A 22,049-nucleotide genomic window follows, 5' to 3' on the forward strand; every position below is an offset into this window, starting at 1 on the left:
ACGCAGAGGTGAAAAGGAACTCGAAAATACTACAGTTCAATGACGAGTTTTTTCGACTTTGCACGAGAGCAACACGGCGTAAACTGGTTATTAAGCGCATGCTCTTCATCGGTCATAAATACATCACGATGGTCTGGTGTTCCTTCGATTACACGAGTAATACAAGTCCCACAAATGCCTTGCTCACAGGAAATTGGTACATCAAAACCATGTTCAATCAAAGCTTGGGTGGCAGTCTGGTGGGCTAACACCTTGATTTGACGGTCTGTACCTTTAACTTCAATGGTAAAGGCTTCATTATTTGAAGTATCTGCGAGTTGTGCAACAAAATGCTCTTGGTGTAACTGTTCAGTTTGCCATCCAACTTGTACTGCAGAATTGGTCACAAACTCCATAAACCCTGTAGGGCCACAGACATAAAGATGTTTGTCGGGAGCATTCTGCTGAAGTACCTGTGACATATCGCAACCAGTACCAGGCTGATCTTGAATATGAAAATGAATGTTTGAACCAAAATGTTCAGTTAAATTGCCATAAAAGGCAATCATGTCATGACTGCGGACGAAGTAATGTAACTCGAATGGAATTTGAGCGGATTTAAGCCGATATGCCATGGATAAAATAGGCGTAATTCCAATCCCGCCAGCAAATAAAATAGCTTGTTTCGTTTCAGGATGAATTTTAAATAAATTACGGGGTTCCCCGATTTGTAGAAGATCACCTTCATGGTATTCGGTATGGATACAGCGCGACCCGCCTCGTGAATTGGCGTCATGTAGTACACCAATGACATAACGATGTCGTTCACTGCAGCTATTTGAAATTGAGTATTGGCGAGTTAAGCCATTCTTAAGATGCACGTCAATATGTGCACCTGCTTCAAAAGTAGGGAGCGTTGTACCATTCGCTGACACCAGTTCAAATGCACGAATTGAGGGAGTGAGTTGATGAATTTTATGAATCATTACGTCCATGTTCATCTTCCTTTAAATCACATGAATATTTGGAAACTTATGTTTAGATATTTCAGGAGGCGTTGTGCTTTCTTCAGTAAGCAGACGATCAATGACTTGACGTGACTGAACACCACCTGCATCGATGTTAAGCATCAATAACTTTCGGTGAGGATTGCTTAAAATATTTTGTTGTTGCTGTTCCAGCATTTCTAAATCTTCAGTGAAAATTTTGCCTTGGCCTTCGCGAATTTGATCGGTGAGTGCGGCATTTTCTGGTTGGAAATTACGGGCCATTCCCCAGAAATACCAATGCGAGGTTTCAGTTTCTGGTGTAATGAAATCTACGACGATAGAGGACACTTTTTTATCTTTTGGTGCGTCATAGCCACCATATCCAGCATGTGCCACACCGACTTCAATATGTACATTGCTTGGGGCGAAGAAATGACATCGTTGCCAACGATCTACAGGTACATCATCTGCCAAATTGTTGCCACGAAGTGCCATTTGCCAAAAAGGCGGTGCAATAACATTTTCCATATAACGCTCAGTAATGACGTGATCGCCATCTACTTTCGTTACAGGTAGGGCTTCATCAATTTCTTTTTGACCAATACTACTTGAGTGAACATAGGTTTCATGGGTTAAATCCATGAGGTTATCGATCATTAGGCGGTAATCGCACTGAATATGAAATAATCCTCCTCCATAACTCCACTCTGGATGCTCTGCCCATTCTAAAACAGGAAGTTTCGACTCTGAAGCTAAAGCCTTTTCTCCAGGCCAAACCCAAATGAACCCATACTTTTCTATCACCGCATAGGCTTTGTTACATGGGAAACCATGGGTGCGTTGTGCAGGCATAGACACTGTTTTTCCGTCACATCCCATCACTAAACCATGGTAACCACATACGAGGTTTCCATCTTCAACATAACCTAATGACAGGGGGGCACCACGATGTGGGCAGAAATCTTCCACGGCAGCGACCTGATTTTCTTTGCCACGATAAAAAACGATCTTTTCACCACAAATTGTGCGACCAAGAGGCTTATCTTGAATTTCTTCTGGACGGCATGCGACATACCAAGCATTTTTAATAAACATGTGTGACGTCTCCTTATCACTTATTGGATCCAATTTATAATAAATAATTAAGTTGGTCAACCCATGGTTTTGGGTTGACTGTAACTTTAAGGGGTGATTTATGCTTAATTAGACTTATTTTTGTCTTTTTAAGTGATTTGTTTTGTGGGGTGGTTTGAAATAAAATTATTAATTGGATCCATATTGTGGTGTTTTAAAACTTTACCGTATAGTGAATGATCATTCTTTGCTCATCTAGGCTTTTGCCATGTTTTGTATCATAGTTGATGTTCAAGAATAGGAGTTTTAGGTTTTTAACCCAGTGATTTAAATCATATTGGATGAGTAAATCACTCTCTTGTTCGAAGTCATCTTTATTTTTCGTTTGAAATGAATCGCCATATATGTATTTGTAGGTAATCTTCAGTCCTTTGATATAGTCTTTAAAATTATAACTACTTACGAAGTGATAGGATTTTTCATTGGCTTTAGTAAATGCCCCTAATGTCCAGTTCATCATGTGTGGAATGGGTAATCCATCGAGTTTAGGTATCCCATTTTTACCAAAGTTTTCTTGATAACCTATACCAGTAGTAAAGTTACCATGTTGTATAAAGTGCATTGCGCCTAAGGATGTGTTGTTATATTGACCTAATTTTGCATCTCCAATGTCGGTATGTTGAAACATGCGGAATTTTGTATTGTGTTGGTCTGACCACTGGTAATCAAAGGCCAAGTAACTTTGATTAATGATATCGGTTAAATAGCCATTGTAGAATTTCCAACTATATTGTGGCTTTTTCCCATTCCATTCAAAAAAATACAAACCATCGGACTCTTGTTGCGAAATAGCCAGTTTCCTATAGTCCTCTTCATTTCGTGGTGAATACTGATTGATAAATCCGAGCGTGAAATTTTGTTGTTGTTGATGATATTTAAATTCAGCACCTTTGTAATTAACTCTTAATTGGTGGGTGTCTACTTGTGGTGTTAGTGGTGTATTCGGGATGATTTCGCCAATATTGATGTGAAAGTCTTTGTACTCAACCCCCATGCCTAATCCATATTTGCTGTAGTGCTGGGCTTGTTGTTTTGTGTCTGCATCAAATGGTAAGGTAAAGTCATTTGAATGCTGATCGGAACTGAGTCGATAGGCGTATTGTAAGCTTGGCATAAGATGAAGTTGGACGTCATTCAATTTTACTGACCAGTCACCACGATAAAGCAAGCCTTGGCTCAAGCTGTTTGAATTTGCACTTGGATCATCTTTGTAGTCGCGTTCAAAACTAAAGGTTTTAAAACTAAGCTCATTTTGAAAATTAAAAGTTTCGGTTGCGTATGCAGAACAGCAGGCAATAGTGATCCCTGGGATAAGCATCCCATAAGCTAATAAGTATTTCATGTTAATTCCTTTTTACGGTTCTAAATCCAACGTGACTCGTTGCTAAATCTAGCTCTTGAGGGTGTCTCGCAGCAGCGCGATAACGTGCGCAATAATTACTTGCACACAGATAAGAGCCTCCTTTGATGGTGTATTGCAAAATGCTGTTGGGGTCATGTCTATAAGTGGCTGGATCTCCCATATGATGGTCTCTTACTCCGGTATAAGGGGTTTGAGTCCATTCCCACACGTTTCCGATCATGTCATATAGACCAAAGGGGTTTGCCTTAAAACAGCCAACGGGGGCAACTTCATTGAAACCGTCTTGTTGGGTGTTTTGATAAGGAAACTCACCTTGCCAGTAGTTTGCAGTAGTATGTCCTTGATGGGTGGGGCCGATATCTGATTGTTGTTGAAATCCTTTGGCGGCATATTCCCATTCAAGTTCTGTTGGTAGGTCGTGTCCTAACCAATGTGCATAAGCATAGGCATCATTCCATGTGATTAGGCGTACAGGCTCACTTGGAAGTGGGTGCTTGTTGCTATTTGCCCCCCATGGTTGCTTCCAATTGGCATCTGGCTTAAAAGCCCACCATTGCATTTCTGTTACAGGGGCAGTGGGCTGAATGAATACGGCTGCACCACCTTGTTTTTCTGCATCTGTTATATATTCAGTTTGCTGTACAAATTCAGCAAACTGAGCATTTGTTACTTCAGTTGCATCAATCCAAAATGATTTGACGGAGGTGAGCTCTTGTTTGAAAGGTTTTTCATCAGCATAACCCTCTGTTGTACCTAGTTGTATTTGACCTGCAGGTAGTTGAACCATGCCTGTAGTTTTGTCGTTTGACCAGTTAGGAGGCATGCCAGAATAATTTAAACATTTTGACATGTCGCCTAGATTTAAAGTCATGTGTTTGTCAGGTGGATGCTTTTGACATCCAGATATGAATAGGAGTGGTAAGAGCATGATGATTGTCTTCATCAGCAAACTCCTATTGTTTTATATATTGTTCGAAATCGACAACACCATTTTCATCGGCATATTTTAAGTACTTATCATTTAAAATTTTTACGATATCTGGGTGCTGGGTAAAAACATTATGCTGTTCATTAAAATCTTTTTTTAGGTTGTAGAGTTCCCAGCCTTGACTGTTAAATTTCGAAGGAGAGTTTTCTACGAGTTTCCATTCATCATTCTTTGCATAGCGACTGCCATGCAGTTCTTTGAAGTCGTAATAGTTTACTGGTCGGATACGTGCATTGTTGCTTTTCAAGGCTGGAATTAAGCTAAAGCCTGAAGGTTGGATTTTTTTGTTTGATGCTGGATAGAGGTGATCAGATTCAATATTTGCTAACTCCATTACGGTTGGAAAAATATCGCGAACAGTTGCAAAATGATTATTAATTCCTCGGTCTTTGGAGAGGTGTTGTGGATATTTGACTATGAATGGAACTCTAACACCACCCTCTGAAGCTGCTGATTTCCAATAGGTGAAGGGAGTGCTACTCACTTCTGACCAACGTGAACCCATATATACATAGGAGGTGGCTTTGCCAATATTTTCGTAGCTATTGTCTGCTTCACCCATTGGGAAATTATGATTTCCTCCTTCGGCACCATTATCTGACATGAAGATAATGAGTGTATTTTCATATTGATTATGCTTTTTTAAATACTGGATAACATCGCCAATACGATCGTCCAATTGGGTGATCATCCCTGCATACACTTCCATTTTTCGAGCTTCATATTTTCGCTCTTCTGGTGATAGTTCTGACCAGCTCTTGGTGTTGAGTGCTTGATTGCCTTGTTGTGTTGGGAGTTTTGTATTAACAGGAATAAGTCCTAACGTTTTTTGCTTTTCGAAGCGTTGTTTCCGGATAGCATCGTAACCTTGGTCATATTTCCCTTTGTAGAGATTTAAATACGCATCAGGTGCTTGAATTGGCCAGTGAGGTGCGGTGTATGCAAGGTATGCAAAGAAAGGTTTTTTTTGTTTGTTTTTATCGAGGTATTCAAAAGCTTTTTGAGTAAAGTAATCGGTAGAGAAGTAGTCGTCAGGCAATTCGGTCTTTTGACCATTCTCGGTATATTGAACTTTGCGTGGATAGTTTTTAGGTTGATCTTTGAAGTGTAAGTCGAATCCATCTAGTAGAACAAAGGAGTGATCAAAACCACGTGCATGAGGATTATGTTCTGGCGCATGACCTAAATGCCATTTACCCACCATGAACGTATAATAATTTTTGTGCTTAAGAATCTCAGCTAGTGTGTAGGCATTTGGGGTTAAATGCCCAGAATAACCATCGACTTTAAGTAGCGCGCGCGGGCTATTTTCACCTACCCGTGCTGTTTGGCGTTTAGAGGTTTCATACATAGCGCCTAAACCCACGAGATGATTGTCAGCACCAGTCATGAGTTGTGCTCTAGTTGGTGAACACATTGATGAAGCGTGGAAATTAAAAAGCATTTTTCCTTGTTTTAGCAGGCTGTCAATGTTTGGTGTTTTGATTTCACTACCGTAAGCACCAATATCTGAAAAACCTAAATCATCTGCCAAAATGATCATGATATTTGGTGTTTGAGTCGTTTTAGCATGAGCTATTGGAAGGGTGTGTCCAAGAAGAGTGATCCCCAGTGTTAAGTGGGCTAATTGTTTTAGCTTCATATTGCAATCCTTTGGTGTGGTTGGTGCGTCTTGCACTCAAAAAGCTATCTTTGTTTAAAAAATAGGCTTGCTAAAAGCATAATTTATTTTTTTAAATGGATCCATATTTAATTTTAATAATTTTAATGTTTTTTTGGTATTGGTGATTTTTATATTTAATTTTATAAAATACATGTATTTAATTTTATATTCTTAAATTGTTTGTTAAAAACCATTGATTTTTTGGATCCATATATTCACTATAAAAAAAGCAGGATGCTTAGTAAAACGTATCGACAGCATGCGGTTTGTGAAATCAAACAATGTTAATAAATTTTTGGATAGGGATATGCATGATCAGCCATCGCACGCTTTTGCGTTGATGTATGTGTATTTTATCCAGTGTTGGAGATATACACATGAACCGAGATGTTCTAAGTGAAATAAACCAAAATAAGATGAGCCGTTATCAATGGTTCGTGATTTCAATTTGTATTTGTCTAAATATTATCGATGGTTTTGATGTTATGGTCATGGCATTTACGGCGCCCTCAGTGTCTATGGAGTGGTCTTTGTCAGGAGCACAAATCGGATTGCTCTTGAGTGCAGGCCTGTTTGGAATGGCTGCTGGTTCAATATTTTTAGCGCCTTTTGCAGACAAAGTGGGTCGTCGTTTATTGATTTTATCTTGCTTAGTTATTTCTGGTCTAAGTATGTTGGCTTGCGCATTTGTAGACAATCACCATACCTTAGCAATACTTCGTTTTATCACGGGTATTGGTGTCGGCGGAATTTTGGCAAGTAGTAATGTTTTAGCAAGTGAGTATGCGAATGGGCGATGGAGAAGTCTTGCAGTGAGTTTAATGTCTACTGGTTATGGAATCGGTGCGACATTGGGAGGCGTATTATCACTGGCATTGATTGAACAATTGGGTTGGCGTTCAATTTTCTTGGCAGGGGGGATTGCGACGATCATGATGCTATTTGTGAGCATCTGGTTGCTGCCAGAATCACTGGATTATTTGTTGGCAAAAAGACCGAAACAAGCATTAAAGCAAATTAATATAACGATGCAGAGAATAGGGGGAAGTACTCTGTCTGCTTTACCACACCAAGTAAAAACCAGTACCACGGGAAATAAAGGGGAGTTGGTCAAGCTATTTGATGGTCATCTTCGCTTCCAAACACTTTGCCTTTGGTTTGCTTTTTTCTTAGTAATGTTCGGTTTTTATTTTGTGATGAGCTGGACACCTAAAATTTTACTTTCAATGGGAATGTCAGCTGATCAGGGTGTGACGACCGGAATTTTAATTAGTATTGGCGGGATTTTTGGTGCGGCAATCATCGGATTACTTGCTTCACGTATCAAAATTTTCTACGCATTAAGCCTGTTCTTAGGGTTAACGGCAGTTTGTGTATTCTTATTTGTTGCAGTATCAACGCATGTCAGTATAGCGCTGGTGGTTGGTTTGCTATTAGGAACGCTTATCAATGGTTGTGTAGCAGGCTTATATTCAATCTCACCGACAATTTATGATGCTGAAATCCGTAGTCGTGGTGTAGGTTATGCCATTGGATTTGGTCGTATTGGTGCAATTTTATCACCAACAGTTGCAGGCATTTTTCTGGATAAAGGTATCGCTCCAGCCACGCTTTATGCTTATTACGGTGTGGTCTTTATTTTAGCTATTTTCTTGATTTTAAGCTTGGGTAATGCTTTTTACAGGAATAAAAAAGAGCAAAATTACTCCCTTAAAACAGCACCTTAAATCCTAAAAAATTAAATAGTTGAGAAAAAATGAAAAAGACATCTGTATGGATGGGGATATGCTTGTGCCCGTTATTTAGCCAGATCGCACATGCCGAGTTTATTGAAGATGGTAAAGCAGAGCTGACACTTCGAAATTTTTACTTCGACCGAGACTATAAGCAAGATCCATATCCCTATACCGCCGTCAGAGATTGGGCACAGGGTTTAATCTTAAAAGGACAGTCAGGTTATACCGAGGGTAGCGTAGGATTCGGTCTTGATGTATTAGCGATGGCAGGCTTTAACTTGATGGGCAATCGTGCAGATGACTATGCCCGTAGTGGTTTATTGCAGGTCAATGCGGATAATTCTCGTGATGACTATTATGGAAAAATTGGGGTTACTGGAAAGGCAAAATTCAGAAAAAATGAGCTGTTTGTGGGGGATCTCGTTCCACAATTGCCGACTATATTTTCATCGCCAGCACGTTTATTTCCCCAGACTTATCGCGGGGTGCGCTTTGTTTCAAATGAAATTCCAAATCTTCAAGTAGAGGGGTTTTATGTAGATGAAGTGCGACAACGCGACTCGATTCGCTATACAGAGGTGGGTATAGATAATATTAACCAACGTTTTGATAAATCAGCAAAGACCGACCATTTTTATAGCTTCGGGGGAAATTATCAATTAAAAGATTACCGTTTACGCGCTTATCATGCAGAACTTAAAGATATTTACCAGCAACAATTTTTAGGTTTTAACGGGAAACAAGCCTTAAACGAACAACTTAATTTTTTAAGTGATGTGCGTTTTTTTAATAGTGCTGAAATGGGAAGCAAACAAATCGGAGAGGTGGATAACCGTCATTTGAGTGGTTTATTTGGTTTGAATTATCAAAATCATACGATTTCTTTGGGATATATGCAGTCGTTTGGTTCGACGGGATTACCATTTTTATCGGGAACAGAAAGTCCTGTTGTGCTTGATTTTATGAGTTCGGATTATTCGAATAAGGATGAAAAAGTCTATTCAGTTCGTTATGAATATGATTTCAAAAATGCACAATTAGGTGATATTCCACTAAATGGTCTTCGTTTTATGACACGATATGCAAAAGGGGAAGATATTGATTTACTCCAATATGGAGGTCAACGTTTTAAAGAGGAATCAATTGAGTTCGATCTGGGGTATAAAATCCCTGAAGGTAAATTACAAGGTTTAGGGATGAGAGCCCGTTTTTCCCATTATCGTAATGATATGCCAACGAATATGGTTTTCCATTCAGCGAATGAAATGCGTTTTAACATTGATTATAGTTTTAGGTTTTAATTGGTGCGCTCAGCGGGACTCGAACCCACGTCGGTCGCTTAGGAGGCAACTGCTCTATCCAGTTAAGCTATGAGCGCATAGTGCAATGATTATAAACAAAAAAGTGATTGCCGAAGCAATCACTTTTTGATTAAAGCGACCAACTGTTTAATCTTTGGATTTTGGGTTGAGAACTTTATATAGCGCAAGCATGAGCACAATCCAAATAGGGATCATAAGCACAGACTCTTTAAAGCCTTGTTGCCACATGATAAAGAGAACCACAGCAATAAATGCTAATACTAAATAATTGCTAAATGGTGCCCAAAGTGCAGGGAAACTTGTTTTCAGACCAGTTTTCTTGATCATTTTCATAAACTGAAGATGCGTTAAGCTGATCATCGCCCAGTTTAAAACCAACGCCCCAACAACCACATACATCAAATGACCAAGTGCTTCTTCTGGTACAAAATAGTTTAAAAGTACGCAGCCAAAAATCAACAAAGCAGAAAGCAAAACAGCAGGAATTGGCACGCCTTGTTTATTGGTTTTTGTGAACACTTTTGGCGCATTGCCTTGCTGAGCTAGACCATAGAGCATACGGCTATTTGCATACATACCACTGTTATAAACAGATAATGCGGCGGTTAGAATGATGAAGTTTAGTAAGTGTGCTGCCCAACCGATGCCCATTTGACTGAAAATCATCACAAATGGGCTTTTATCGAGACCACCTAAATCAAGTTGATTCCAAGGAACCAATGACAGAAGGATCGTCAATGAACCGATATAGAAAATCAGGATACGAAATACCACTTGGTTAATAGCTTTCGGAATGGTTTTCTTTGGATCTTTTGCTTCTGCCGCAGCCATCCCGATGAGTTCAATACCACCAAAAGCGAACATCAAGAAAGCCAGCATGAAGAACAAGCCTTCAAAACCATTTGGAAAAAAGCCACCATGTGTCCAAAGATTGCTAAATGACGCAGTTGAGTTTGCATCAGCGGTAGCGATCAAGAACAAACCAAATAGAATCATGGCTATCACGGCTGTTACTTTGATGATCGCTAACCAAAACTCGGATTCACCATAGAATTTTACATTAGTAAGGTTAATCGCGGTGATCACAAGAAAGAAAAACAATACAGATGACCATGCAGGAATATGAGGCCACCAGTAATTGATATATTTTGCGACAGCAGTAAGTTCTGCCATAGCCACTAAGATATAGAGAACCCAATAGTTCCAACCCGATAGGAAACCTGGAAATTTACCCCAATATTTATACGCAAAATGGCTAAATGAACCTGCAACGGGTTCTTCGACGATCATTTCGCCGAGTTGACGCATGATTAGAAATGCGATCAAACCGCCAATTGCATAACCCAAAATGATAGATGGTCCAGCAGACTGGATCACTTGTGCAGAACCTAAAAATAAGCCCGTACCAATTGCCCCACCCATGGCGATGAGCTGAATATGACGGTTTTTTAGTCCACGCTGAAGTTGAGAAGTATCGTTGTTCAAAGGACTGAGCTCGACGAGGAATAAGTGGATTATTCTAATAGATTGAAAGATTTTCGCCTAGTAAAACAACAGTTAGGCTATGACTGGAAAGTAGTGTTAAAAAATCCTTGAAAATCCTATATTTGAATCGATGGTAAAATAAACAAAGATGAATGTTTAAACAACTAGAAATAGCTCTTGCTGTTTAATTCACAATTTTTTATTTTGTTGCCATTGTCAAACACAGCCGATCCAATGAATATACAGGGCATAATTTAAGCATGATATTTGGCTTAGAAAAATAGGTTATAAAGTATTTTGGCTTGTTGTACAGTAATTTTAAATGAAATCGCTATTGTACGAAAACACGATAAAAGGATGAAATGAAATGAGCTCAGTCCCACAAATTAAAGTCCCTGCTACCTATATGCGTGGGGGGACAAGTAAGGGCGTTTTTTTCAAATTAGATGATTTGCCGACATCAGCACAAGTGGCTGGCCAAGCGCGTGATCAACTCCTTCTCCGTGTGATCGGCAGTCCTGACCCATATGCTAAGCAAATTGATGGGATGGGTGGGGCAACTTCTAGTACAAGTAAGACCGTGATTTTGGCAAAAAGCTCTGAGCCAGAACATGATGTAGATTATTTGTTTGGGCAAGTCTCAATTGACCAGCCTTTTGTAGATTGGAGTGGTAACTGCGGTAATTTAACTGCAGCAGTTGGATCATTTGCGATTAGCAATGGTCTGGTTGATGCTGAGCGTATCCCTGAAAATGGTATTTGTACGGTACGTATTTGGCAGAAAAATATCCAAAAAACCATTATTGCACATGTGCCGATCACTAACGGAGAAGTTCAAGAAACAGGTGAGTTTGAACTCGATGGTGTGACTTTCCCCGCAGCAGAAGTTCAGATTGAGTTTTTAGATCCTGCGGATGATGGTGAAGATGGCGGCGATATGTTCCCTACAGGAAATGTGGTGGATCAACTCAATGTACCTGATATTGGATCATTCCAAGCGACTTTTATTAATGCGGGTATTCCAACTATTTTCTTAAATGCTGAAGATATTGGCTACCAAGGGACTGAGTTACAAGATCATATCAATAGTGATGCGACAGCGCTGGCTCGTTTTGAAAAGATTCGTGCTTATGGTGCTGTGCAAATGGGGTTATTTAAAGATATTTCTGAAGCAGCATCTCGTCAGCACACGCCAAAGATCGCTTTTGTGTCTAAGCCAAAAACATATATCTCTTCAAGCGGAAAATCTGTTGAGGCAACTGAGGTTGATTTGCTGGTACGTGCCCTTTCTATGGGGAAACTGCACCATGCAATGATGGGTACAGCTGCTGTTGCGATCGGTACTGCTGCTGCAGTTCCAGGTACCTTAGTTAATTTAGCCGCAGGTGGTGGTGAACGAGAAGCGATACGTTTTGGTCACCCATCAGGAACATTGCGTGTTGGTGCGCAGGCAGAATTGATTGATGGTAAATGGTCAGTAAAAAAAGCCATTATGAGTCGAAGTGCGCGCGTATTAATGGAAGGCTGGGTGCGCGTTCCAGGAGATAGTTTCTAAGGTCTGTATAAATCCCCCTGTTATAAGGGGGACTTCCTCGAAATTGATGATATGATGTCGACATTCCGACAAATCTTGTCATATCATTTTTTATTCAATATTTCGAGGCAATTGTGTCATCTATTTCTCCAGTTAATGCGGATGTTTTAAAACAAGCTCAACAACGTATTCAACAAGATTTATTGACTGCATTAGCTGCATTTTCTATTCCAGAACCGTTAAAAGCAGCCGTCCATCATGCAGTCATGCTTGGGGGCAAGCGTGTTCGTCCAGCATTGTGCTATGCCACAGCTTCGTTAAAACCAAATCATAATTTTGCTGCAGTTCGCCGTGCTGCCGTTGCCGTTGAGTTAATTCATTGTTATTCCTTGGCACATGATGATTTGCCATGTATGGATAATGATTTATTACGTCGTGGTCAACCAACTTGTCATGTGGTATTTGGTGAAGACACGGCATTGCTGGCAGGAGATATTTTGCAATCGATGGCATTTGAGATTTTGGCTAGTCGTTTATTTGATGAGCAAGGGCAGGGAACAGATGCAGCGATTGTGCTTAAACAAGTCCAGATTTTGGCAACTGCGAGTTCAAAAATGGTTGCTGGGCAGGTCTTAGACCTACAAGCCGAAGGAAAACAAGTTGATCAAACTGAATTAGAAAATATTCATCGTAATAAAACAGGGGCATTGATTCAGGCTGCGATCATGATGGGGGCAGTTACTGTTTTTGCAGGGACGGATCCAGCAATTCCGAAATTACGTCAATTCGGGCAAACCATTGGTTTAGCTTTCCAAGTGCAAGATGATATTTTAGATATTACCGCCAGTACTGAAACTTTAGGAAAGACTGCGGGCAAGGATGAACAAGTACAGAAATCAACTTATCCTGCACTGATGGGTTTGGAACAGGCTAAAACCTATGCTCAGACTTTACATGATCAGGCTTTTGATGCATTGGCGTATTTTGGTGACCAAGCGCAGGAGTTAACTGCTATTTCACACTTTTTGCTTGCTCGAAAAAGCTAATCTAAGAAATAAAAAAAGCGGCAAATTTGCCGCTTTTTTTAGAGAATCATGGTTTAGTGTTTGCCCATTAATCCACGAATTGTATTGAGTACATCGGCTGGTAACACCACTGTTTTCGCATTATTTGATTTTGATAACTCTTGCATGGCTTTAACATATTGCTCACCAAGTAAGTAAGCAACAGGCGTTTCTTTGTCGCCAACTGCACTTGTTACCATTTCAATTGCACGTTTAGATGCTTCAGCAAGAACAACTTGTGCTTCTGCATCACGACGAGAAGCTTCTAAACGACCATCTGCCTCTAAGATCGCAGCTTGTTTCTCACCATCTGCTTTAGTTACGGTTGCACGACGTTGACGTTCAGCAGCAGCTTGGGCTTCCATTGCTGATTGCATAGTGTGTGATGGTTGAATGTCTTGGATCTCAACCGTTTTAAGGGTAATTCCCCAATCTGCAATATCGTCAGAAATCGCAGCTTTAAGCTTCGCTTTGATCTGATCTCGAGAAGACAAAGCATCATCTAAAGCCATTTCACCAGCGATTGAACGCAGTGAAGTTTGAACCATGTTCTGAATCGCCCAGTTATAGTTCTCAATACCATAGACTGCTTTTTCAGGTGTTGTAATATTGATATATGCCACAGCATTCATCACTAATACAGCATTATCACTGGTAATCACTTCTTGCGAAGGAATATCCAAAACAATATCTTTGGTGGTGATTTTATAAGCGACTTCGTCAATATACGGAATCACGAAATTCAAACCTGGCTGTAGAGTGGTATGGTATTTACCTAATCGTTGGACAATCCATTTGTAGCCTTGAGGAACGAGACGTACCCCTTTGAAAATGGTTGTCGCAACAAATGCTAAAAACGCAATGACAACTATAGTACCGACAGACATTTGAAACCCTCTTTTTGTTTATGAATTGCAATGTGGTTGGACGACTAAATCATTGCCCAAAATATCAATTACTCGAACGCGATCACCCACTTTGACTGGTGTTGTACAGCGACAATGCCATTCATCAGAACCCAATACAGGCAATGAGAAACGAACCAGAATTTGTTCATGCTCAAGGCCTGTTTGAATCACCATACCTACTTGACCAATGGTGGCTTCACGAGAAAGACCAGCCTTGGTTTTGTCGATAGATAACGGTTTGATAAATTTGAACCAAAGAAGTGTGCATAAGATAGATAAAATACCCCAAGTAATGACTTGAGTTGGAAATCCCATCATTGGGAAGAGCCATAATAAAATGCAGACCATGATGGCAGCTATGCCGAACCATAGCGCGGCAAACGCAGGTATAATTAACTCTGAAAGAATGAGTAAAATCCCTAATACAAACCAGTGCCAAGGCTCAACTACAAATTCCATAGATTTGCTCGCATTATAAAAATACAGGAGATGAAAATTTATTCATCTCCTGTACTCTAGCAGATCATTAACTCTATGAATATACAGGAGCTGTCGATATTTGAAATATCGATAGCTGCTATGTCCTTTTTTTAGAATTTAGGTGTCGGGGCAGGTTTTAATGCAGCTGGTGATTTCTTAAATGCAGTAATCGCATTTTGAATCGCAACGATCTTCGCTTGAGCTGCTTTTTCACCTTCAAGAATGGCTTGATGACTGGATTTTAAATCAAGTACACCCAGATGTCCGACTTTAGGCTGGATTACAATCGAGGCTTGATTGAGTTCCTCATTGATACTTTGCTGTCCCATAATATTTAGCGTTTGATCAAGTAATCCCCACATGCTGACAGGTCGATCGGCTGTTGGTCGGGCAGAGATATCTACTGCAATCACGATATCAGCACCCATATCTTTTGCTGTTTTCACTGGAATCGGGCTGACCAGTCCACCATCGACATATTTGGTATTTCCAATAACGGTAGGTACAAATACGTTTGGAATACTACACGACGCTCGAACTGCTTGCCCTGCATTTCCTTTAATGAACTCAGCCTTTTTACCATTATCTAAACGTGTCGCCACAGCTGCGAAACGAATTGGAAATTTTTCAATTGGCTTATTTCCAATTTGAGTGTTGACGTAGTTTTGCAGCTTTTGACCCAGAATAAATCCTTGACTATTTATGGTCAAATCACGGATATCTGATTCTTGGAGTTTCAAAGCAAGATTTTGCATTTGATAAGGCGTTTGTCCGCTGGCATAAATACTGCCGACAAAGCTGCCTGCACTTGTACCTGTGACGATTTTAGGCTTAATCCCATGTGATTCTAATACTTTGATCACACCAATATGAGCAAAGCCTTTTGCGCCGCCCCCGCCTAAGGCAATTGCAATCACAGGTTCACGTGCTTGCATCGTCGGAGTGGGAACAGTTTTCTTTGCAGTGGGATCACAGCCAAATAAAGTGAAGCTGACCAGCGCCAAACAAGAAAGTCGAGCAATATTCATATCGAATGTAGATTAATTAACCAATTGGAAGGGCACATCAGATCAGATTTACCCTTATTTTTCTAGTCTTTTTTCACTAGTTTTTGTAATGGCTCTGCAAGCCATTCGGGGTTTTTAGGTGAGAAATGGCCAACATAGTGTTGCATGATCTGCTCTAGATCTTGCTGATAATGTCCTGTTGGTGTGAAAGCACCTAAGCTGTAGATCGTCTTATGATCATAATCAAAGGCGAACATGACGATTGGAATACCTGCTGCATGCGCAATATGATAAAAACCGCTTTTCATTTTCTCGGCTTTTTTTCGCGTTCCTTCAGGTGCCATACCGACCCAAATCCGTTCGTGTTGGTGTATGGTTGCAACAACTTGTTCTGTCAGCCCGTATGAGCTATCGCGACGTACAGGGATCAAGCCAGCCCAGTTGAGAAAAGCTTTGAAGGGTGGTTTAAACAACGTATCTTTTCCAAGCACTGTTATTTTTAGTCCCAAGCCACCAATCGCCAGAAAACCATACCAACCATCAATATTTGAAGTGTGCGGTGAAATAATGGCTACCGCTTTAGGAAGATTGGGAATTTCGCCGACGACCGTCCAACCTTGGCTTAAAAAGAGTTTTTTACACAATTCTCGGCTATAAAAGTTTCCACGCTGTGGCACTAATGGCGGTAAATCAGGAAAATGTTGTGGCATAAATAAAAATTTAAAATAACAACGTCTTATTATGTTAAGCGGTCATACGATACACTGCATTGGCAAAAAATAAGATTTTATGATCTTGAAAATGGAATGAATAGATACTTCTATATGTGGATTGCAGATTACAGGAATCGTTTGTATGCCTAATATTCGACAGGTTTATCTCCTGCTATTTTCGTTATATTGGGCGCAAGGTCTACCCGTTGGCTTTATGACGCATGCTTTACCTGTGATCTTAAGAGCACAAGGTGTGTCTTTGGCGCATATCGGTGGTTTTGGATTATTGATGTTGCCTTGGGCAATTAAAATCTTTTGGGCGCCATTTGTTGATCGAGTTGCATTGTCTAGGTTGGGACAATACCGCAGTTGGGTTATTCCAACGCAATTATGCAGCGTGACCATTTTGGTTATTCTTTCTTTTTTCCCAATTCATGCACTTGATCAACCCAGTTATTTGTTGATTTTCTTTGGGTTATTGTTGTTTATGAATCTGACTGGGGCGACGCAGGATATTGCCACGGATGCCTTGGCAGTGAATTTACTAAAAAGTGATCAACAACACTGGGGGAATACGATTCAAGTGATTGGCTCACGACTTGGGTTTATCGTAGGCGGTGGAGCTGTGTTGTGGTGTTTGGATTGGTTACATTGGCAAGCAACATTTTTGATTTTGGCGCTATTGGTTTTTTTGAATACGCTACCCGTTCTTTTCTTTCAAGAACCGATTCATGCCAAAGTGCAAACTACGCATGATCAGCCAGCTCACTCTATATTTAAAACGATTACTGCATATCTGGATTATTTTAAATCTTCTTCAGAATTAAAAGCATGGCTATTGGTTTTGGTCAGTTTCAAGATTGCGGATGGGTTGTCGGGGCCTTTACTCAAACCATTAATGGTTGATATGGGCTTGAGCTTCTCACAGATTGGAATTTATATCACTATGTTAGGTGCAGTCGCAGCTTTGGCTGGGGCAGGAATAGCAGGTGTCTTGCTGAAATATATTGCTAGACCAACTGCATTGATTGCATTTTCTTGGTTAAAAATCCTGAGCCTGCTGGGGTATGTTTGTTTGGCTTTTGTCTATGAACATGGTTATCAGATTAGTCCGTTGTGGCTATATCTAGTCAATGCATTTGAAGATGCGTGTTCTGCTCTATTGCTGGTGGTGATGCTGACTTTGATTATGCATTACAGTCGTAAACAATTTGCAGGGACTGATTTTACCTTTCAGGTTTCGATTATGGCGACAGTAAGTGGTTCACTCTACATGATCAGCGGCATATTGGGGGATGTATTAGGTTACTACTTTTATTTGATGATTATTGTGATTGTTGGGATGTTTACATTAATACCAATTTATTCGTGGAAATATAAAAAATTCTCTTAAATTGTGTTAAGTTGTTGAAATAAATTAATTAAATATTATTTTAATATTTTTGCATATGCTTTTTCATAGTTGGAAAGTGTATTCTTTCGCCATTTAAATATGTATTCAATCATACTAAATTTATGTGAATATGGAATAAAACATGAAGAGGGTTTTATATTTTTCATTATTAGAATTACGTGAATAATGAAGCTAAAAACAGTGAGAAAGAAGGTGGGTATTAGCCTAAAGTCTAAATAAGAATAATGAAATATTTTTTTAATCGTTCTGTAATATAAAGGTGCTGTGTAGGATTTGTTACCAAATATAGTAAAGAGAATATCTTGGTAAATTGGAAAGATGGTTTCACCTTATTTCGATCCAAGTTTCAACTTTATTTTATATATAAATCATTTTTTTAGATGTAGTAACCAAATTCATGCACCTCAATACATTGGAAAATGTTTGATCCTTTTAGTTCTTAGCAAAAATATGGATCAATTTCGCATGGATAGGCAACATAAAATATAGATTAGGAGTTTTCGATGCAATTATCACTAAATAGTAAATCATTTGTAATTAAAGGTTTAGCGCTAACTGTCACGGCTTTGATGATGAGCGGAGCACATGCGGCAGCTTCCGACAAGGAAGAAATTCAAAAGCTTCGTCAGGAAGTTGAAGCATTAAAAGCTTTAGTCCAAGAACAACGACAGGTACAACAGCAGCAGCAGGTACAATTAGCGGAAGTTAAGACCCAGCCTCAAGTAACCACGCCTGTTTCTCCATTAGCATCTTTAAAGTCGAAAGCGGGAGCTGACGTAAATCTGTATGGTTTTGTTCGAGGAGATGCCAACTACATTATCGAAGGTGCAGATGATGATTTTAATGCTGTAAGTAAGTCAACAGGTGAGGCGAAAGATAAATTACGGGCCACAGCTAAAACAACGCGTCTTGGTTTAGATTTTACCACGCCAGTCGGTGATGCCAAGGTAGGAGGGAAAGTTGAGGTGGACTTCGCAGGCACCAATGAAGCATTACGTATTCGTCATGCATACTTAACTTATAATAACTGGCTCTTTGGTCAAACCACATCAAACTTTCTATCGAGCCATGCGCCTGAAATGATAGACTTCTCTACCAACATTGGTGGTGGTACAAAGCGTCTTCCGCAAGTCCGTTATAACTATAAACTAGGTCCAACCACACAGTTGTTCGTTTCAGCAGAAGAAGGTGATAGCTCAGCAACTGATGATAAAATTAAGTATAGATTACCTGTGTTGACAGCTAAAGTGACACAAGCTTATGCAGAAGGTAAAGGTTCTGCTTCAGCACGTGCTTTAGTTGAAAATTATAAATCAGAAAAGGCTGGCGACGATAAAACTGGTTGGGGTATTGCTCTAGGGACTGACTTTAAAGTTGCTGACCCATTGAAGCTTTTTGCTGATGCATCTTATGTGGTCGGAGATAATAGCTATCTATATGGCAGCAATACAGCCTATACTGTCGTAAATAATGATATTGAGCAGAATGAAGTCATCGCTGTACAAGTCGGTGGAACTTATAAAATCTTACCTAACTTGCGTTCAACATTAGCATACGGTGCTCATTTTGCTGATGATGGTACTGACTATGCCAAAGCCAATGTCACAGCCAATGAGAAAGTACAACAAGCTTGGATCAACTTTATTTATACGCCTGCGAAACCAATTGATTTAGGGGTTGAATATATCAATGGTAAGCGCGAAACATTTGAAGGTAAGTCTTTTAAAGATAATCGTGTTGGTTTGATGGCGAAATACAGCTTCTAACACATCCCTATACGCAAGGATAAAAAATCGAGGTTAAGCCTCGATTTTTTATTGATAAAACCCTTAAGAGGTTCTATAGCAAATTAGAGTCTTTTATCTTTAAGTCATTTTTAAGTTTGTTTCAGTAAGGTTTCAACACTCCAAAATCGATTGGTAGAGTGTGACTTTCATGCTGCTGCAAAAACTCAAGATCAAAGCCATTTCTCTACTGACTTTTAACCTTTTGTTGGCAGTTTGGTTGGGATTATTCCTTAATATTAGCTTTTATGAAAGACTTCGATCACTCACACCCTATACAGGGATAAAGGCGAATTTATTTGTTGCCGCCTCTGTTATGGTCGTGATCGCCGTATATAACTTTATCTTGCAGTGGGTGAGTTGGAAGTGGAATGCAAAACTGATTGCGATGATTTTAATCGTAATCGGTGGGTTGGCTTCTTATATGGTAACAAGTTTAGGGGTGTTGATCACTGCCGACCAAATTCAAAATATCATGCAAACTAATTTTGCAGAAGCTCGAGATACATGGTCATGGAGTTTGTTGTTGTGGGTTATAGGAATGATTATTCTTCCTCTCACCGCAATGCTTTTTCTGAAAATTAAATCTGAACCGATCATGGGTCAAATTTTAAAGAAAGTTGTGGCTTCAGGACTGGCTTTGTTGCTTGTAGCTGGGACATTATTTATTTTTTATGTTGATTTTGCTGCAATTTTTCGTGAGCATCGAGATTTAAAACGTATGCTATCGCCACAAAATATGCTTGCAGCATCTGCTTCTTATTATAAAAAGAAAGCACCACAGCAAAATCTACCTTTGCTTGGTTATGGTTTGGATGCAGAGATTCACGATCAAAATACAGAAAATTTACCTAAATTAATGGTGTTAGTGGTTGGTGAAACTGCGCGTGCTGAAAGTTTCGCTTTAGATGGTTATGCAAGAAATACCAATCCCAAACTTGCTCAGCAAGAGATCATCAATTTTTCCCAAGTGAGCTCTTGTGGTACAGCAACGGCTGTATCTTTGCCATGTATGTTTTCAGGCATGCCTAGAGTGGATTATGATGAGCAACTCGCCAGTCATCGTGAGGGGTTATTGGATATCGCTAAGCGAGCGGGTTATCAAGTGACGTGGATTGATAATAATTCAGGTTGTAAAGGAACCTGTGACCGTGTTGAACAGTTTAAAATACCAGATACGCTTCAACAAAAATGGTGTAAGAATGATGAATGTCTTGATGGAATTTTAGTCGATAGTTTAAAGGTTTATCTAGAAAAAATTCCAGCACAAGATACGCGTCCACGCTTGGTTGTGTTACATCAAATTGGCAGTCATGGCCCTGCGTATTATGAACGTGTACCGAGAGTATTCAGTCAGTTTAAACCAACGTGTGATACCAATGCGATTCAAGGTTGTGATCATGATCAATTGATCAATAGTTATGACAATACGGTGCTCTATACAGATCATATATTGGATGCATTAATAGAAACATTAAAAAATACAACGCAATATCGAAGTGCAATGTGGTATTTATCAGATCATGGTGAGTCCACTGGTGAACATGGTATGTATTTACATGGCGCGCCCTATGCAATCGCACCAACACAACAAACCCATATTCCGATGTTGATGTGGTTTTCTAAATCATGGCAGCAACAGGCAGAAAAACAAGTGCACTGTTTGTTACAACAACAGGATAAAAAACTGAGTCAAGATAACTTATTTCCAACCATGCTGAGTTTATTGGATGTGAAAACCAAAGTGATTGACTCAAACAACAATATGCTAACTGCATGTACCCATCCATAAGGTGAGATGAGCTTATGACCAAGATCTTGATGATCGAAGATGACTTTATGATTGCAGAGTCAACTATAACTTTATTGCAGTTCCATCAGTTTGATGTTGAATGGGTCAATAATGGTGTAGATGGTTTGGCTTTGCTCGGAAAGCAAGCTTTTGATTTGGTGTTACTGGATTTGGGTTTACCTTTGATGGATGGTATGCAAATCCTTAAACAAATTCGTCAACGCACGGCAATGCCCGTGTTGATTATCTCAGCGCGTGATCAACTTCAGAATCGCGTCGATGGCTTAAATCAAGGTGCGGATGATTATTTGATTAAGCCCTATGAGTTTGATGAGTTGCTGGCTCGTATCCATGCTTTATTGCGCCGTGGCAATACTGTCATGAATCAGAATAAGGGTAATACCCAACTTCTTAAAAGTGGTGATCTTGTTCTCGATGTGGAACAGCATTTAGCGACGTTTAAAGGGGAGCAAATCGAACTCTCGAACCGAGAATGGGCGATTCTGATTCCGATGGTGACACATCCTAATAAGATTTTTTCAAAGGCAAATCTAGAAGATAAGTTGTATGATTTTGATAGTGAAGTCACCAGTAATACAATCGAAGTGTATGTTCATCATTTACGTGCAAAGTTGGGTAAAGACTTTATTCGGACAATTCGTGGATTAGGCTATCGACTAGGGCAACCTTAATA

18 protein-coding genes and 1 tRNA gene are annotated in these 22,049 nt (G+C 39.7%); 8 read left to right on the forward strand and 11 right to left on the reverse strand.

What is annotated here, in order from left to right:
* Positions 1–29: 29 nt before the first annotated feature.
* From DS737_RS03480 to DS737_RS03500, 5 genes are all read right to left on the reverse strand, one after another.
* Positions 30–974 carry a PDR/VanB family oxidoreductase gene (locus tag DS737_RS03480; protein WP_113996775.1) on the reverse strand — a complete coding sequence of 315 codons (945 nt, stop codon included), beginning with the start codon at positions 972–974 and terminating at the stop codon, positions 30–32.
* Between the two features lie 12 nt (positions 975–986).
* Positions 987–2,063 carry an aromatic ring-hydroxylating dioxygenase subunit alpha gene (locus tag DS737_RS03485; protein ID WP_113996776.1) on the reverse strand — a complete coding sequence of 359 codons (1,077 nt, stop codon included), beginning with the start codon at positions 2,061–2,063 and terminating at the stop codon, positions 987–989.
* 193 nt (positions 2,064–2,256) lie between these two features.
* Positions 2,257–3,444: an OprD family outer membrane porin gene (locus DS737_RS03490; protein ID WP_113996777.1), complete on the reverse strand. Its 1,188-nt coding sequence runs from the start codon at positions 3,442–3,444 to the stop codon at positions 2,257–2,259.
* Position 3,445: 1 nt separating this feature from the next.
* Positions 3,446–4,408, reverse strand: coding sequence for a formylglycine-generating enzyme family protein (locus DS737_RS03495; RefSeq protein WP_171287574.1), 963 nt, complete (start codon positions 4,406–4,408; stop codon positions 3,446–3,448).
* Positions 4,409–4,418: 10 nt separating this feature from the next.
* Positions 4,419–6,095, reverse strand: coding sequence for an arylsulfatase (locus DS737_RS03500; protein ID WP_113996778.1), 1,677 nt, complete (start codon positions 6,093–6,095; stop codon positions 4,419–4,421).
* A 398-nt stretch (positions 6,096–6,493) separates the two neighbouring features.
* Between DS737_RS03500 and DS737_RS03505 the strand changes: the two genes are divergently transcribed.
* Positions 6,494–7,843 (forward strand): MFS transporter, encoded by a 1,350-nt coding sequence (locus DS737_RS03505; RefSeq protein WP_113996779.1) that lies wholly within the window; start codon positions 6,494–6,496, stop codon positions 7,841–7,843.
* 29 nt (positions 7,844–7,872) lie between these two features.
* Complete coding sequence (locus DS737_RS03510) at positions 7,873–9,153, forward strand: OprD family outer membrane porin (RefSeq protein WP_113996780.1); 1,281 nt, start codon at positions 7,873–7,875, stop codon at positions 9,151–9,153.
* A gap of 1 nt (position 9,154) precedes the next feature.
* On the opposite strand, the gene DS737_RS03515 is transcribed toward DS737_RS03510, so the two are convergent.
* Both DS737_RS03515 and DS737_RS03520 read right to left on the reverse strand, forming a co-directional pair.
* A tRNA-Arg gene (locus DS737_RS03515) sits at positions 9,155–9,230 on the reverse strand.
* Positions 9,231–9,300: 70 nt separating this feature from the next.
* A complete protein-coding gene (locus DS737_RS03520; protein WP_005083094.1) occupies positions 9,301–10,659 on the reverse strand; it encodes an amino acid permease in 1,359 nt (452 codons plus the stop codon).
* Positions 10,660–11,026: 367 nt separating this feature from the next.
* Between DS737_RS03520 and prpF the strand changes: the two genes are divergently transcribed.
* Together prpF and DS737_RS03530 are read left to right on the forward strand one after the other, a co-directional pair.
* Positions 11,027–12,214, forward strand: a complete 1,188-nt coding sequence (prpF, locus tag DS737_RS03525) for a 2-methylaconitate cis-trans isomerase PrpF (RefSeq protein ID WP_113996781.1) — start codon at positions 11,027–11,029, stop codon at positions 12,212–12,214.
* A 113-nt stretch (positions 12,215–12,327) separates the two neighbouring features.
* Positions 12,328–13,239 (forward strand): polyprenyl synthetase family protein, encoded by a 912-nt coding sequence (locus DS737_RS03530; RefSeq protein WP_004640497.1) that lies wholly within the window; start codon positions 12,328–12,330, stop codon positions 13,237–13,239.
* A 53-nt stretch (positions 13,240–13,292) separates the two neighbouring features.
* On the opposite strand, the gene DS737_RS03535 is transcribed toward DS737_RS03530, so the two are convergent.
* The 4 genes from DS737_RS03535 to DS737_RS03550 all read right to left on the reverse strand — a co-directional run bounded on the left by DS737_RS03535 (position 13,293) and on the right by DS737_RS03550 (position 16,362).
* A complete protein-coding gene (locus tag DS737_RS03535) occupies positions 13,293–14,144 on the reverse strand; it encodes an SPFH domain-containing protein (protein ID WP_004640495.1) in 852 nt (283 codons plus the stop codon).
* Positions 14,145–14,162: 18 nt separating this feature from the next.
* Positions 14,163–14,624: an NfeD family protein gene (locus tag DS737_RS03540; RefSeq protein ID WP_004640493.1), complete on the reverse strand. Its 462-nt coding sequence runs from the start codon at positions 14,622–14,624 to the stop codon at positions 14,163–14,165.
* Positions 14,625–14,755: 131 nt separating this feature from the next.
* Complete coding sequence (locus DS737_RS03545; protein ID WP_005089351.1) at positions 14,756–15,673, reverse strand: patatin-like phospholipase family protein; 918 nt, start codon at positions 15,671–15,673, stop codon at positions 14,756–14,758.
* Between the two features lie 62 nt (positions 15,674–15,735).
* Positions 15,736–16,362, reverse strand: coding sequence for a lysophospholipid acyltransferase family protein (locus DS737_RS03550; protein WP_004640488.1), 627 nt, complete (start codon positions 16,360–16,362; stop codon positions 15,736–15,738).
* Positions 16,363–16,507: 145 nt separating this feature from the next.
* On the opposite strand from DS737_RS03550, the gene DS737_RS03555 reads away from it, so the two are divergent.
* The 4 genes from DS737_RS03555 (at position 16,508) to DS737_RS03570 (ending at position 22,047) form a co-directional block, all read left to right on the forward strand.
* Positions 16,508–17,758, forward strand: a complete 1,251-nt coding sequence (locus DS737_RS03555) for an MFS transporter (protein ID WP_109441849.1) — start codon at positions 16,508–16,510, stop codon at positions 17,756–17,758.
* Positions 17,759–18,282: 524 nt separating this feature from the next.
* A complete protein-coding gene (locus tag DS737_RS03560; protein WP_113996782.1) occupies positions 18,283–19,545 on the forward strand; it encodes a DcaP family trimeric outer membrane transporter in 1,263 nt (420 codons plus the stop codon).
* Between the two features lie 169 nt (positions 19,546–19,714).
* Positions 19,715–21,355, forward strand: a complete 1,641-nt coding sequence (locus DS737_RS03565; RefSeq protein WP_113996783.1) for a phosphoethanolamine transferase — start codon at positions 19,715–19,717, stop codon at positions 21,353–21,355.
* Between the two features lie 14 nt (positions 21,356–21,369).
* Positions 21,370–22,047 carry a DNA-binding response regulator PmrA gene (locus tag DS737_RS03570; protein ID WP_005089378.1) on the forward strand — a complete coding sequence of 226 codons (678 nt, stop codon included), beginning with the start codon at positions 21,370–21,372 and terminating at the stop codon, positions 22,045–22,047.
* The last annotated feature ends 2 nt before the right edge of the window (positions 22,048–22,049 follow it).

The sequence above is a fragment of the Acinetobacter haemolyticus genome, from assembly GCF_003323815.1.
GTDB lineage: Bacteria > Pseudomonadota > Gammaproteobacteria > Pseudomonadales > Moraxellaceae > Acinetobacter > Acinetobacter haemolyticus.

Excerpts from the sequence above, each read along its gene's own strand:
- DS737_RS03480 (WP_113996775.1), bottom strand. The coding sequence starts at position 974 with ATGGACGTAATGATTCATAAAATTCATCAACTCACTCCCTCAATTCGT.
- DS737_RS03485 (WP_113996776.1), bottom strand. The coding sequence starts at position 2,063 with ATGTTTATTAAAAATGCTTGGTATGTCGCATGCCGTCCAGAAGAAATT.
- DS737_RS03490 (WP_113996777.1), bottom strand. The coding sequence starts at position 3,444 with ATGAAATACTTATTAGCTTATGGGATGCTTATCCCAGGGATCACTATT.
- DS737_RS03495 (WP_171287574.1), bottom strand. The coding sequence starts at position 4,408 with ATGAAGACAATCATCATGCTCTTACCACTCCTATTCATATCTGGATGT.
- DS737_RS03500 (WP_113996778.1), bottom strand. The coding sequence starts at position 6,095 with ATGAAGCTAAAACAATTAGCCCACTTAACACTGGGGATCACTCTTCTT.
- DS737_RS03505 (WP_113996779.1), top strand. The coding sequence starts at position 6,494 with ATGAACCGAGATGTTCTAAGTGAAATAAACCAAAATAAGATGAGCCGT.
- DS737_RS03510 (WP_113996780.1), top strand. The coding sequence starts at position 7,873 with ATGAAAAAGACATCTGTATGGATGGGGATATGCTTGTGCCCGTTATTT.
- prpF (WP_113996781.1), top strand. The coding sequence starts at position 11,027 with ATGAGCTCAGTCCCACAAATTAAAGTCCCTGCTACCTATATGCGTGGG.
- DS737_RS03535 (WP_004640495.1), bottom strand. The coding sequence starts at position 14,144 with ATGTCTGTCGGTACTATAGTTGTCATTGCGTTTTTAGCATTTGTTGCG.
- DS737_RS03540 (WP_004640493.1), bottom strand. The coding sequence starts at position 14,624 with ATGGAATTTGTAGTTGAGCCTTGGCACTGGTTTGTATTAGGGATTTTA.
- DS737_RS03545 (WP_005089351.1), bottom strand. The coding sequence starts at position 15,673 with ATGAATATTGCTCGACTTTCTTGTTTGGCGCTGGTCAGCTTCACTTTA.
- DS737_RS03550 (WP_004640488.1), bottom strand. The coding sequence starts at position 16,362 with ATGCCACAACATTTTCCTGATTTACCGCCATTAGTGCCACAGCGTGGA.
- DS737_RS03555 (WP_109441849.1), top strand. The coding sequence starts at position 16,508 with ATGCCTAATATTCGACAGGTTTATCTCCTGCTATTTTCGTTATATTGG.
- DS737_RS03560 (WP_113996782.1), top strand. The coding sequence starts at position 18,283 with ATGCAATTATCACTAAATAGTAAATCATTTGTAATTAAAGGTTTAGCG.
- DS737_RS03565 (WP_113996783.1), top strand. The coding sequence starts at position 19,715 with ATGCTGCTGCAAAAACTCAAGATCAAAGCCATTTCTCTACTGACTTTT.
- DS737_RS03570 (WP_005089378.1), top strand. The coding sequence starts at position 21,370 with ATGACCAAGATCTTGATGATCGAAGATGACTTTATGATTGCAGAGTCA.